The sequence below is a fragment of the Roseisolibacter agri genome, assembly GCF_030159095.1.
Classification (GTDB): Bacteria; Gemmatimonadota; Gemmatimonadetes; order Gemmatimonadales; family Gemmatimonadaceae; genus Roseisolibacter; species Roseisolibacter agri.
Map to the genome: position 1 here is coordinate 62683 of NZ_BRXS01000006.1, position 11977 is coordinate 74659.

The 11977-nt window shown below is 72.5% G+C and carries 13 protein-coding genes; all 13 read right to left on the reverse strand.

Going from position 1 to position 11977, the window contains the following annotated elements; genetic code table 11:
* Positions 1 to 2: 2 nt before the first annotated feature.
* The 13 genes from rosag_RS18610 to rosag_RS18670 all read right to left on the reverse strand — a co-directional run bounded on the left by rosag_RS18610 (position 3) and on the right by rosag_RS18670 (position 11927).
* A complete protein-coding gene (locus rosag_RS18610) occupies positions 3 to 1637 on the reverse strand; it encodes a bactofilin family protein (protein WP_284351675.1) in 1635 nt (544 codons plus the stop codon).
* Positions 1638 to 1643: 6 nt separating this feature from the next.
* Entirely contained in the window at positions 1644 to 2219 is a 576-nt protein-coding gene (locus rosag_RS18615) for an anthranilate synthase component II (RefSeq protein WP_284351676.1), read from the reverse strand.
* Positions 2216 to 3157: a site-specific tyrosine recombinase XerD gene (gene xerD / locus rosag_RS18620; RefSeq protein WP_309298190.1), complete on the reverse strand. Its 942-nt coding sequence runs from the start codon at positions 3155 to 3157 to the stop codon at positions 2216 to 2218. Before xerD ends, rosag_RS18615 begins: the two co-directional genes overlap by 4 nt.
* Positions 3158 to 3161: 4 nt before the next feature.
* Entirely contained in the window at positions 3162 to 3767 is a 606-nt protein-coding gene (locus rosag_RS18625; protein ID WP_284351677.1) for a DedA family protein, read from the reverse strand.
* Between the two features lie 38 nt (positions 3768 to 3805).
* Positions 3806 to 4312: a 2-C-methyl-D-erythritol 2,4-cyclodiphosphate synthase gene (gene ispF, locus rosag_RS18630; protein WP_284351678.1), complete on the reverse strand. Its 507-nt coding sequence runs from the start codon at positions 4310 to 4312 to the stop codon at positions 3806 to 3808.
* On the reverse strand, positions 4309 to 5358 hold the full coding sequence (gene mqnC, locus rosag_RS18635) for a cyclic dehypoxanthinyl futalosine synthase (RefSeq protein WP_284351679.1): 1050 nt from the start codon (positions 5356 to 5358) through the stop codon (positions 4309 to 4311). The genes ispF and mqnC overlap by 4 nt, the downstream gene beginning before the upstream one ends.
* 23 nt (positions 5359 to 5381) lie before the next feature.
* Complete coding sequence (locus rosag_RS18640) at positions 5382 to 6251, reverse strand: menaquinone biosynthetic enzyme MqnA/MqnD family protein (protein ID WP_284351680.1); 870 nt, start codon at positions 6249 to 6251, stop codon at positions 5382 to 5384.
* A complete protein-coding gene (gene mqnE / locus rosag_RS18645) occupies positions 6251 to 7417 on the reverse strand; it encodes an aminofutalosine synthase MqnE (protein ID WP_284351681.1) in 1167 nt (388 codons plus the stop codon). Before mqnE ends, rosag_RS18640 begins: the two co-directional genes overlap by 1 nt.
* Positions 7418 to 7523: 106 nt before the next feature.
* Positions 7524 to 8768 carry a beta-ketoacyl-ACP synthase II gene (fabF, locus tag rosag_RS18650; protein ID WP_284351682.1) on the reverse strand — a complete coding sequence of 415 codons (1245 nt, stop codon included), beginning with the start codon at positions 8766 to 8768 and terminating at the stop codon, positions 7524 to 7526.
* Entirely contained in the window at positions 8768 to 9007 is a 240-nt protein-coding gene (locus rosag_RS18655) for an acyl carrier protein (protein ID WP_284351683.1), read from the reverse strand. Before rosag_RS18655 ends, fabF begins: the two co-directional genes overlap by 1 nt.
* Before the next feature lie 166 nt (positions 9008 to 9173).
* The gene (gene fabG / locus rosag_RS18660; protein WP_284351684.1) at positions 9174 to 9911 is read right to left on the reverse strand and encodes a 3-oxoacyl-[acyl-carrier-protein] reductase; all 738 of its coding nucleotides are present in this window, start codon (positions 9909 to 9911) and stop codon (positions 9174 to 9176) included.
* 22 nt (positions 9912 to 9933) lie between these two features.
* Complete coding sequence (gene fabD, locus rosag_RS18665) at positions 9934 to 10890, reverse strand: ACP S-malonyltransferase (protein ID WP_284351685.1); 957 nt, start codon at positions 10888 to 10890, stop codon at positions 9934 to 9936.
* 20 nt (positions 10891 to 10910) lie between these two features.
* Positions 10911 to 11927: a beta-ketoacyl-ACP synthase III gene (locus rosag_RS18670; protein ID WP_284351686.1), complete on the reverse strand. Its 1017-nt coding sequence runs from the start codon at positions 11925 to 11927 to the stop codon at positions 10911 to 10913.
* Between the last annotated feature and the right edge of the window lie 50 nt (positions 11928 to 11977).

The window sequence follows — 11977 nt, forward strand, 5'->3', positions numbered from 1 at the left end:
GGTCAGCGCAGGCCGACGCCGACCGAGAAGTCGTTGCGACCGCGCCCGCTCGGGTCGAAGGTGTAGTCCAGGCGGATGAGCGCGACCGTCACGCGGATGCCGAGGTTCTGCGTGAGCGCCGGGAGCCGATCGACGCCCGCGCCCCCGACGATGTGGCGGAGCATCACGGTCGGCGTGCCCACGAGCGGCACGCGGATGCCGTGCACGGGAACGGTGTAGCGGCTCTCCAGCCACGCCAGCTGCGATCCGCCCTGCTCCAGCAGCCGCAGCGACGGGATGGTGCCGCCGCCGCCGAGGTACGCATAGCGCTGCGAGGGAACGTCCGGCCCGAGCGATCCCACCGCGTGCCCGAAGAGCGCGATGGTGTGGTCGCGGAAGCCTGGCAGCGAGACATCGGCGTCGACGGTCGCCTGCGTGAACGGCGACCCGCGCGCGACGGACACGCCCTGCTCCACGCGCAGCGTCACGTCGGTGCGCGCCTGGTCGGCCTCGGCGCGCCAGCGCGCGCCGGCGAGCACGGAGGCGACGCGGCCGCCGCTGACGCCGGGATTCGGCCGGCGGATCCCTTCGGGGTCGTCGCGGTTGACGATACTGAACGGGACGCTCGCCGCGCCGGAGTCGCGCGGGGCGGACCAGGCACGCTCCGCGAGCACGCCGACGAAGGGCTCCACGACGTGGCGCGTGGTCTCGTAGCGGCGCGACGCCGTCAGCTCGCCGCGATCCGCGCGGTAGTAGTTCCGGACGTCCGCGCCGACGCCGAGCGTGAGCGCCGAGTTGATGATGTCGCCGCGGATCCACGCATCGTTCGTGTACGTGCCGCGGGCCGCCCGCAGCTCGAGCGACGTGCGCCGCGAGAGCTCCGCCGTCGCGAGCAGGCCGGGATCGACCACGCCGAGGTGCGAGCGGTAGGTGACGGTCGGCTCGACGCGCACGCGACCCGTGTCGAGGCGGATCTCCGGTCCGAAGGTGAGCACTGCGCCGTCGATGCGGTCGTAGCCGGGGATGCGGAGGCCGGCGACGCCGGGCAGCGAGATGGCCGGGGCATCGCTGCGGTCGAGCGCGCGCACGGCCAGGGCGAGCGTGTCCCCGGGTCCGCCGGTGGCGACGAAGCCGAGCGATGGGTACGCGGTGATCCCGCCGCGCACCGTGGCGAGCGCCGAGGGCATCACGCGACCTCCGATCGCGACCGCGCGGCCCTCCACGAGGGCGCCGGGCCGCAGATACAGGTCGCCGAGCACCACGACATCGCCACGGACCGTGGCGGCGAGCCGTGCCGGGCCCACGATCACCAGCGTCCGGTCGACGCGGAGGTCCCGTCCGAGAACCAGCCCGGAGTCCGGCGCGACGACGAGGAGGTGCGGCTGCGTGAGCGTCGCACGCAGGGTCCGCCCCGCGAGACCCGGCCCGAGGTCGCGAACGAGGGCCCGTCGCGGGCTGGCTTCGGCAGCCTGGAGCTCCCGCGCGCCGAGGCTGTCCGCAGGGAGCTGTGGCAGCCCCGGCTCACCCGGCGCGAGCGGGCGGTCCGGAACCGGCGGCGGGGCCGGTCGCTCCTGGGCGCGGAGCCGGCCCGGCGCGCAGAGCGCGGCGCCGAGGAGCGCGACCGTGGCACCACGTCCCACCGTGTCGCGCAGGGGCACCGGAGTTTAGGGGGCGAGTCGGAGGAAGTTGGCGAGCAGCTCGCGCCCGCCGGTGGTCAGGATCGACTCGGGATGGAATTGCACGCCCCATACCGGATGGGTCCGGTGGCGGAGGGCGTGGATCTCGGTCGGGTCGTCCTCGGCCCGCGCGACGACCTCCAGCGACTCCGGCAGCGACTCCGATTCGACGACCAGCGAGTGATAGCGCATGACCGGCAGCGGGTCGGGCAGCCCCTCGAAGAGCTCCGTGCCGCCGTGGCGGATGGTCGACGTCTTCCCGTGCATGACACGCCGCGCGCGCACCACCCGCCCCCCGTACGCCTCGCCGATGGCCTGGTGGCCGAGGCAGACGCCGAGGATCGGGATCTCCCCGCCCCACCGCCGCACGACGGGCACCGTGATCCCCGCCTCGGACGGGGTGCACGGCCCCGGCGACAGCACGATGGCGCGCGGCCGCAGCGCGCCGATCTCCTCGACGCCGATCGCGTCGTTGCGGCGGACGACGGGCTCCACCCCCAGGTCCCCGAGATACTGGACCAGGTTGTAGGTGAAGGAGTCGTAGTTGTCGATGACGAGGATCATGACCGGGGATGATACTGCCGATGCACGCTGCGCAGGTACTCCCGGTCGACGTGCGTGTAGATCTGCGTCGTCGCGATGTCGGCGTGGCCGAGCATCTCCTGGACGGCGCGCAGGTCCGCGCCTCCCTCCAGCAGGTGTGTCGCGAACGAGTGCCGCAGCGTGTGCGGCGAGACGGCCTTCGCGATGCCCGCGCGCTCGACGTGCTTCCGCAGGATCGTCCACGCGCCCATGCGCGACAGCGGCTCGCCGCGCGCGTTCAGGAAGAGGACGCCCTTGCCCTTCCCCTTCTCGAGCGTGGGACGCAGCTCGCGCAGGTAGACCGCGGCCGCGCCGATGGCCGAGCGGCCGATGGGGACCAGCCGCTCCTTGCTCCCCTTCCCGAAGACGCGCAGCAGCTGGTCCTCGAACAGGACGTCCTGCACGCGCAGCCCGATCCACTCGGAGACGCGCAGGCCCGCGCCGTACGCCAGCTCCAGCATCGCGCGGTCGCGGAAGACGAGCGTGTCGTCCAACGACGGCGCGGCCAGGAGCCGCTCCACCTCGGCGACCGTCAGCACCTCGGGCAGCGTGCGCCAGCGCTTCGGCGTCTCGAGCCGCTCGCTGGGATCGCGCTGCACGTAGCCCTCGGTCAGGAGGAACCGGTAGTACGTGCGCACGGCGCTGACGGTGCGCCGGATGGACGCGGGCGAGAGGCCGAGGTCCTTCAGGTGGAAGACGAACTCGCGCAGCGCGCGCGGCGTGGCGTCGCCGGGCGTAGCCACGCCGGCCGTGCGGGCGAAGGCGGCGAAGCGCGCGACGTCGCGCGCGTAGGCCTCCTGCGTGGTGTCGGCGGCGCCGCGCTCCAGCGCGAGGAAGTCGTGGAACTGCTCCAGCCGGAACGCACGCGCCACCTCGTCGGGGACGGCGAACGCGCCGGCGGCATCGCGCGCGGTGCTCACGCGCTCACGCCGTGGCGCGCCGGCGGCGCAGCCACCACACCGCGAGCGCCGCTGCCACGATCACGACCGCGCCGATGCCGAGCCACTTCTGCCCCTGCGCGACCTTCGCCTGCAGCGCCTCGAAGTTGGCGCCGGCGGTGAACGCGAAGTAGGTGATGGCGCCGTACCAGACGGCCGACGCGACCCCCATCGCGACGGCGGCCTTCGCGGCGCCGAGCCGCAGCGCGCCCGCGAACGGCGGCACGAGCGCGCGCACACCGGGCAGGAAGCGGCTCACGACCAGCGCCCACACGCCGTACTTCCCGTACAGCGCCTCGAGCTTCTGCGAGCCCTTCTCGCCGCCGCCGAGGCGCTTCAGCACGCGCTCCGCGCCGTAGCGCGCGCCGACCCAGTACATGAACATCGCGCCCGCGAGGTTGCCGGTGAGCGTGGCGACGAACGAGCCGATCGCGCTCGCCTGGCCGCGCGCCGCGATGAAGCTGCCGAAGGCGACGACGGTGTCGGCCGGCAGCGGCGGGAAGACGTTCTCGGCCGCGGCGGTGACGGCGAGGGCGGCGTACAGCGCCAGCGGCGGCAGCTGCGCGAACCAGTCGAGGAGTCGCTCGAGCACGGCGGGAGGGGCGTGTGCGGCGCGCGGGCGCCGCGCGCTCAGTCGGTGGGCGCGCCGACTCGCACGAGCGAGGCCACGGCGTGGGCGGCCAGCCCCTCGCCGGCGCCGATCCAGCCGAGGCCCTCGTTGGTCTTCCCCTTCACGAACACGGCCTCCGGCGCGACGCCGAGCGCCTCCGCCAGGCGCGCGCGCATCGCCGGGCGGTGCGGCCCGACCTTGTGCCGCTCGGCCACGACCGCGACGTCGACGTTCGCCACCCGCCAGCCGCCCGCACGCAGCCGATCGACCGCGAGGCGCAGCATCTCCATCGAGTCGCGGCCCGCGTTCTCGGCGGCCGTGTTGGGAAAGAGCTCGCCGATGTCTCCCAGCCCAGCGGCGCCGAGGACCGCGTCGGTGACCGCGTGCGCGGCGACGTCGCCGTCGGAGTGCGCCACGACGCGTGCGTCACCCGGCATACGCACGCCGGCGATCACGAGCGGATGGCCGTCGGCGCCGAAGCGGTGCGAGTCGTAGCCGATGCCGACGCGCGTCTCGCCAGTGGTCACGCGGCGGCCATCGCGCCGTCGGGCGCGCCGTCCGGCAGGATGATCTGGTACGACTGCGTGCGGCGCGCGGCCGTGAAGCCGGCGTCGCGGATCAGGCGCTCCATCTCGTCGATGGTCGTGCGATGCGTCGTGTTGGCGGCCGAGACGACGTTCTCCTCGATCATGAGCGAGCCGAAGTCGTTGCAGCCGAAGCGCAGCGCCATCTGGCCCACCTTCATGCCCATCGTCACCCAGCTCGCCTGCAGGTTGGGCACGTTGTCGAGCGCGATGCGCGAGATGGCGACCGTGCGCAGGTACTCCGTGGCGTCCGTCTTCTGCATGTGCGAGAACTCGGGCGTGTTCTCGGGCTGCAGCGGCCAGGTGATGAACGCCGTGAAGCCGCCGGTGCGCGCCTGCAGGTCGCGCACGCGCTGCAGGTGCTCCAGCCGCTCGGCCAGCGTCTCCCCGAGGCCGTACATCATCGTCACCGAGGTCTTCATCCCCTCCTCGTGCGCGATCTCCATGATCTCGAGCCAGCGGTCGGCGCCGGCCTTCTTGGGCGCCGCGTAGTCGCGCACGCGCTGCACGAGGATCTCGCCGCCGCCGCCCGGAATGGAGTCGAGGCCCGCCGCCTTCAGCTCGCGCACGACGTCACGCGCGTCGAGTCGGAAGCGCGTCGCGAAGAAGTCGACCTCGCTGGGGCTGAAGCCGTGGATGTGGATCGGATGGTGCCGCTTGATGTAGCGCAGCAGCTCGAGGTACCACTCGAACGGGATGTACGGGTTGTGTCCGCCCTGGATGAGGATCTGCACCCCGCCCAGCGCCTTCGTCTCGTCGATCTTCTGGCCGATCTGCTCGTACGAGAGCGTGTAGCCCTCGCCGTGCTTGGGCCGCCGCGCGAACGCGCAGAAGCCGCAGTCGGCGACGCAGACGTTCGTGTAGTTGATGTTGCGGTCGACGATGTACGTCACGACCCCGTGCGGGTGCTTCGCCTCGCGGATCGCGTCGGCGGTCGCGCCCAGCTCGAGGAGCGGCGCGTTGGCATAGAGGTCGAGGAGGTCGCGCATGGGAGGCGGCGGAGAGGGCGCGGTCAGGCGGCCGGCAGGAACGCGAGGCGGCCGTCGGGCACGCGGCCGGCGAGCACGAGGCGACGGAAGAACTCCGTCAGCCCGGCGAGGTGCGGATACGACAGCCCATAGTCGAGGCCGGCGAAGTACTCGACGCACGCGGAGTGCGCGATGCCCGTCGCGCGGTGCGCCTGCGCGGCCAGCTCGTCGAGATGGGCGAGGCCCCAGTCGCGGCTCTCGATGAGCGAGGCGTGCACGCGCAGCGACCGGGCGACCGGCGTGGTGCGCTGCGCGACCCAGACGGCGAAGACGAACGGCTGGCCCGTCCAGCGCTTCCACTCCTCGCCCAGGTCGTAGACGTGCGCGAACGGCGGCGGCGCATCGGCGTCGTCGCCACCGCGCGGGCCGGCACCCAGCAGCAGCGCGGCGTCGCCGATGACCAGGCGCGCCGGTCGGTCGCCGCCGCGCTCGAAGCGCGCGAGGTCCGAGATCTCGGCGTCGCCCGGCACGAACTCCGGGCGGCAGCGCCACACGTTCTCGAACAGCAGCTCCAGCAGCGCGACGCTCGTCATCGAGCTGGTGCTGACGACGACGCGCTTCCCGCCGAGCTCCGTCGCCGGGACGTCGCTGAACAGCAGCACGCTGCGCACCGGTCCATCGCAGGTGATGCCGAGGTCCGGCAGGAGCAGCAGGTTGCTCGCGTTCTGCGCGTACTCGACGGCCGAGACGACGCTGACGTCGAGCGACCCGTCGGCGATGCCGCGGTTGAGCGCCGTCGGCACACCGTCGATCAGCGTCGCGTCGAGCGGCACGATGCCGCGGTCGATCGCGCCGTAGACCGGGTAGCAGTTGATGTACGGGATGCGGCCGACGCGCAGCATCGCGGCGCTCATCAGGCCGCGGCCACGGCCGGCGTCGGCCCGTCGAAGGTGCGCAGCGTCCGGTAGAAGGAGTCGCGCTCGGCGGGCAGCTTCCCCGCCCCGCGGATCAGCCGGAGCAGGTCGTCGAGCGACATCGACTGCGAGGTGCGTGCGCCGACGGCGTGGTAGATCTTCTCGCGCACGACGGTGCCTTCGAGGTCGTTGACGCCGAAGTGCAGCGCGACCTGCGAGACGGCCTGCCCGACCATGATCCAGTGCGACTTCACGTGCGCGAAGTTGTCCAGGAACAGCCGGCCGACGGCGAGGTTCTTCAGGTCGTCGAAGCCCGTCGTGGACGTCCCCTGCCGGCCGAGGCGCTTCCCGAGCTCGTTGTCGTCGGGGTGGTAGGCGAGCGGGATGTACGCGAGGAAGCCGCCCGTCTCGTCCTGCAGGTCGCGCAGCATCTGCAGGTGCTCCAGCCGCTCCTCGAACGACTCGACGTGGCCGTAGAGCATCGTGCAGTTGGAGCGGATACCCAGCTGGTGTGCCGCGCGGTGCACGCCGATGTAGTCGGCGCCGCCGAGCTTCTTCCCGGCGATCTGCTCGCGCACTGCGGCGCTGAACGTCTCGGCGCCGCCGCCAGGCAGCGTGTCGAGCCCCGCCTCTCGCAGCGCGACCAGCACCTCGGACCACGACATCTTCTCGATGCGCGCGATGTGCGCGATCTCGACGGCCGTGAGCGCCTTGATGTGGACGTGCGGGAAGTTGGCCTTGAGCGCGCGGAACATCGCGTCGTAGTACGCGAGGCCCGCCTGCATGTCGAGGCCGCCCACGATGTGGAACTCGCGCGTCAGCCCGTCGGCCGCGTGCGCCGCCTCGGCCAGCACCTGGTCCAGCGTGTAGCGGTACGCGCCGTCCTCCTTCGGAAGCCGCGCGTAGCCGCAGAACGCGCACGTCTTGCGCAGGACGCAGACGTTGGTCGGATTGATGTGCTGGTTCGACGCGAACGTCACCACGTCGCCGTGACGCGCGCGGTTCACCGCGTCGGCCATCGCGCCCACGCCGAACAGGTCGTGGGAGCGAAAGAGCGCCACCCCGTCCTCGCGCGTCAGCCGCTCGCCCGCGCGCACCTTCTCGGCGATCGGCCGGAGGGCCGGGTCGCGCAGACGGTCGACATCGAAGGCTACGGGCGACGGCATGTGCTGCTCCTCGTGCGGGGGCTGCAAAGGACGGGCTGCTGCGAAGTGCACCCTGCAGGCGATTCGCGCGGCGGCCGGCTGGGGGCCGGCGCGCCGCGCGTCGCGGTCAGGCTTCGAAGCGGCGGACGGCGAGCGTCGCGTTGTGTCCGCCGAACCCTGAGCTGTTGCTGATCGCCACCGTGATGTCGCGCTTGCGTGGCGCGTTCGGCGTGACGTCCAGCTCGATCTCCGGATCCGTCTCGACGTGGTTGATCGTCGGCGGCACGGTCTGATCACGGATCGCCAGCGCGCAGGCGATGAACTCGATCGCGCCCGCGGCGCCGAGCATGTGGCCCGTGCACGACTTGGTCGAGCTGACGCTCAACCCGTTCACCGAGTCGCCGAACACGGCGCGGATGCCGCGCGCCTCGTTCGGGTCGTTGAGCGGCGTCGAGGTGCCGTGCGCGTTGACGTACTGCACGTCCGACGGCTGCAGCCCCGCGTCGGCGAGGCAGCGGCGCATCGCACGCTGCAGCCCGGCGTGGTCCTCGCGCTGCCCGGTGAGGTGGTAGGCGTCGCCGGTGGCGGCGTAGCCCACGATCTCGCCGTAGATGCGGGCGCCGCGCGCCTGCGCGTGCTCCAGCGACTCCAGCACGACGACGCCCGCGCCCTCCCCCATCACGAAGCCGTCGCGGTCCTTGTCGAACGGGCGCGAGGCCGTGGACGGGCTGTCGTTGCGCGTGGAGAGCGCGCCCATGTTGGCGAAGCCGCCGATCGACATGGGCGTGACCGCGGCCTCGGAGCCGCCGGCGATCATGACGTCCGCGCTGCCGTACTGGATGGCGCGGAACGCCTCGCCGATCGCGTGGGCGCTGGTGGAGCACGCCGACACGATGCCGAAGTTCGGGCCCTGCGCGTTGAAGCGCATCGACACGACGCCGGCCGCGATGTCCGAGATGAACATCGGGATGAAGAAGGGGGAGATGCGCTTGGCCCCCGACTGCATGTACGTCGCGTGCTGCTCCTCGAACGTGCGCAGCCCGCCGATGCCGGAGCCGATCAGGACGCCGGTCTCCTCGGGCACGTAGCCCGTGCCCTCGCCGAAGCCGGCGTCCTGCATCGCCTGCACCGACGCCGCCATCGCGTACTGCGTGTACAGGTCGGACCGCTTGGCCTCCTTGCGGTCCATGTACGCGCCGGCGTCGAAGTCCTTCACCTCGCACGCGAAGCGGACGGCGAACGTCTCGGCGTCGAACTTGGTGATCGGCGCCGCGCCCGAGCGCCCCTCCAGGAGCGAGCGCCAGGTCGTCGGCACGTCGTTCCCGACCGGCGAGATCGCCCCGAGTCCCGTGACGACGACCCGCCGTCGCATCAACCGGCGACCTTCGAGTTCAGGTAGGCGATCGCATCGCCGACCGTGCGGAGCTTCTCCGCCTCCTCGTCCGGGATGTCGATGTTGAACTCCTTCTCGAACTCCATCACCAGCTCGACGATGTCGAGCGAGTCGGCGCCCAGGTCGTCGATGAAGCTCGCGTCGTCGGTCATCTTCTCGCGCTCGACGCCGAGCTCCTTCTCGATGATGTCCTTGACCTTGTTCGTATAGTCGGGCATAGGAGTGCCGAATGGTGGTGGGTCGTGGATGGATCGAACGGCCCAAAGATACTCGGCGCGTGGGGCGGATGGAACGCCGGAACTGGCCACCGGGCCAGCATTTCCGCCCCCACGCGCCCGCTGCGCTACCGAACGCCGCTCGCCGCGCGAAAGTGCCGGTGCCGGCTCACATCACCATGCCGCCGTCGACGACGAAGACCTGGCCGGTGATGTAGCCCGCCAGCGGCGAGGCGAGGAACGCGACCGTGCCGGCGATGTCCTGCGGCGTGCCGAAGCGCTCCAGGGGGATCATGCCCGCCATCCCCTTCTTCGCCTCCTCGGTCATCGCGGCCGTCATGTCCGTGGCGATGAAGCCCGGCGCGACGACGTTGGCGAGGATGTTCCGGCTGGCCAGCTCCTTGGCCACGCTCTTGGTGAGGCCGATGAGCCCCGCCTTGCTGGCCGCGTAGTTCGCCTGCCCCTTGTTGCCGGTGATGCCGACGACGCTGGCGATGTTGATGACCCGCCCCCAGCGCCGCTTCATCATGCCGCGCGTGGCGGCGCGCGTGGTCGCGAACGCGCCGCGCAGGTTGGCGTCGATCACCGCGTCCCAGTCGTCGTCCTTGAGGCGCATCAGCAGGTTGTCGCGCGTCAGGCCGGCGTTGTTCACCAGCACGTCCACGCGGCCGAGCGCGGCCTCGACGTCCTCGATGAGCTTCGTGGCCTGGGCGACGTCGGCGATGTCGGCCGCGAAGCCGCGGGCGCCGCGGCCGATCTCGGCGGCGGCCGCCTCAGCGCGGGCGAGGTCGCGGCCGACGACGGCCACGGTGGCGCCGCACTCGGCGAGCGTCTCGGCGATCGCGCGGCCGATGCCGCGCGTGCTGCCGGTGACGACGGCGACGCGGTCCGTCAGGTCGATCTGCATGTCGGGCGGAGTGCGGAGTGGCTCAGGCCGAGGCGGGGGCCGCGACGCGGGCGAGCAGCGCCTCGACCTCGGGCGCGGTGCCGCAGGCGACGGTCTCCACCTCGGGCGCGATCTTCTTCACCAGGCCGGCCAGCACCGTGCCCGGGCCCATCTCGACGAACAGCGCGCCCGGATGGCTCGCGGCCAGCGTGCGGACGACCTCCGTCCAGCGCACGGGCGCGCCGAGCTGCTCGGCCAGCAGCGCACGCGCGCGGGCGGCCGTGGTGACCGGTGCAGCATCGACGTTGGCGACGACCGGAAACGCCGGATCCTGCATGGGCGCCTCCGCCAGCGCGGCCTCGAGGCCGGCGCGAGCGGGCGCCATGAGCGGCGAGTGGAAGGCGCCGCTGACCTGCAGGCGCACGGCGCGCTTAACGCCCGCGGCCTTGGCGAGCTCCATCGCGCGCTCGACGCCCGCGACCTCGCCCGAGATCACGAGCTGCCCCGGGCAGTTGTAGTTGGCCGGCACGACCTCGCCCGCCTCCGCCGTCGCCTGCGCGCAGATCTCCTCGATGGGGCGATCGGGCTCGCCCAGCAGCGCGGCCATCGCGCCGGGGCGCGCGACACCCGCCTCGTACATGAGCAACCCGCGACGACGCACGAGCGCGGCGCCGGTGGCCGCGTCGAACGTCCCGGCCGCATGGTGCGCCGTGAACTCGCCGAGCGAGTGGCCCGCGGCGGCGACGACGCGCCCGCGGATGGCATCGCGCACCGTCGCCCACACCGCGGCGCCGTGCGCCAGCAGCGCGGGCTGCGCGTTGTGCGTGAGCGTCAGCTCGTCCGCGGGACCGTCGAACATGACCCGTGACAGGGCGACGCCGAGCGCGGCGTCGATGGCGGCGAGCGTCTCGCGCGCGGGCGCGAACGCGTCCGCGAGGTCGCGCGCCATGCCGGGCTTCTGCGAGCCCTGTCCCGGGAAGAGCAGTACGAGTGGCTGCATCGATCGAGTCTGGAGGCGGGTCAGAACCGCACGACCATCGAGGCCCACGTGAAGCCCGCGCCGAACGCGACGAGCAGCGCCGTCGTGCCCTCCTTCACGCGCCCCTTCTCGATGGCCTCGTCGAGCGCGATGCCGATGGACGCCGACGACGTGTTGCCGTAGCGGTCGACGTTCACGTAGACCTTGTCCATCGGGATGTTCGCGTGCTTCGCGGTCGCCTCGATGATGCGCACGTTGGCCTGGTGCGGGATCATCACGTCGATGTCGGCGCCGGTGAGCTTCGCGCCGTCCAGCGCGCGGTCCGCGGCCTCGCTCATCGAGCGCACGGCGTGCTTGAACACCTCGCGGCCCGCCATCTTCACGAAGTGCGAGCGATCCGTGAGCGTCGCCTCGGTGAACGGCTCCGTCGCGCCGCCGCCCGGACGCCAGAGCAGCTCGGCGAGCTGGCCGTCGCTGCGCATGAACGACGACAGGATGCCCTTGGCCTGATTCGGGTCGCTGATGCGGCGCGCCGTCTTGGAGGCGCGCAGCACGACCGCACCCGCGCCGTCGCCGAACAGGACGCACGTGTTGCGGTCGGTCCAGTCGACGATCGCGCTCATCTTCTCGGCGCCGACGACGAGCGCCGTCTCCGCGGCGCCGGTCGCGATCAGCCCTTCGGCGACGGTGATCGCGTACAGCCAGCCGGAGCAGGCGGCCGAGAGATCGAACGCCGCCGCGCGCTGGGCGCCGAGCGCGGCCTGCAGGTCGACGGCGGTCGCGGGGAGCAGCCGGTCCGGCGTCGCGGTGCTGAGCACGATGACGTCGAGATCCCCCGCCTGGACGCCCGCGCGCTCCATGGCGCGGCGGGAGGCCTCGGCGGCCATCGAGCAGGTCGACTCGCCGTTGGCGGCGATGCGGCGCTCGTGGATGCCGGTCCGCTCGACGATCCACTCGTGCGAGGTCTCGATGCCGCGCGACGCGAAGTCGTGGTTGGTCAGGACCGTGGCCGGGACACCACGGCCGGTGCCGGCGACGTACGCGACGGGACGCTTCACGGGCGATGAGGCTGGGCGGCGCGGCGCGGGCGAGCCCCTGAGCCGGGGCG

Bases quoted from the DNA above. Each gene is read 5' to 3' on its own strand.
- rosag_RS18615 (WP_284351676.1), bottom strand. From the start codon at position 2,219: ATGATCCTCGTCATCGACAACTACGACTCCTTCACCTACAACCTGGTC.
- mqnC (WP_284351679.1), bottom strand. From the start codon at position 5,358: ATGCGCGACCTCCTCGACCTCTATGCCAACGCGCCGCTCCTCGAGCTG.
- rosag_RS18640 (WP_284351680.1), bottom strand. From the start codon at position 6,251: ATGAGCGCCGCGATGCTGCGCGTCGGCCGCATCCCGTACATCAACTGC.
- mqnE (WP_284351681.1), bottom strand. From the start codon at position 7,417: ATGCCGTCGCCCGTAGCCTTCGATGTCGACCGTCTGCGCGACCCGGCC.
- fabF (WP_284351682.1), bottom strand. From the start codon at position 8,768: ATGCGACGGCGGGTCGTCGTCACGGGACTCGGGGCGATCTCGCCGGTC.
- rosag_RS18655 (WP_284351683.1), bottom strand. From the start codon at position 9,007: ATGCCCGACTATACGAACAAGGTCAAGGACATCATCGAGAAGGAGCTC.
- fabG (WP_284351684.1), bottom strand. From the start codon at position 9,911: ATGCAGATCGACCTGACGGACCGCGTCGCCGTCGTCACCGGCAGCACG.
- fabD (WP_284351685.1), bottom strand. From the start codon at position 10,890: ATGCAGCCACTCGTACTGCTCTTCCCGGGACAGGGCTCGCAGAAGCCC.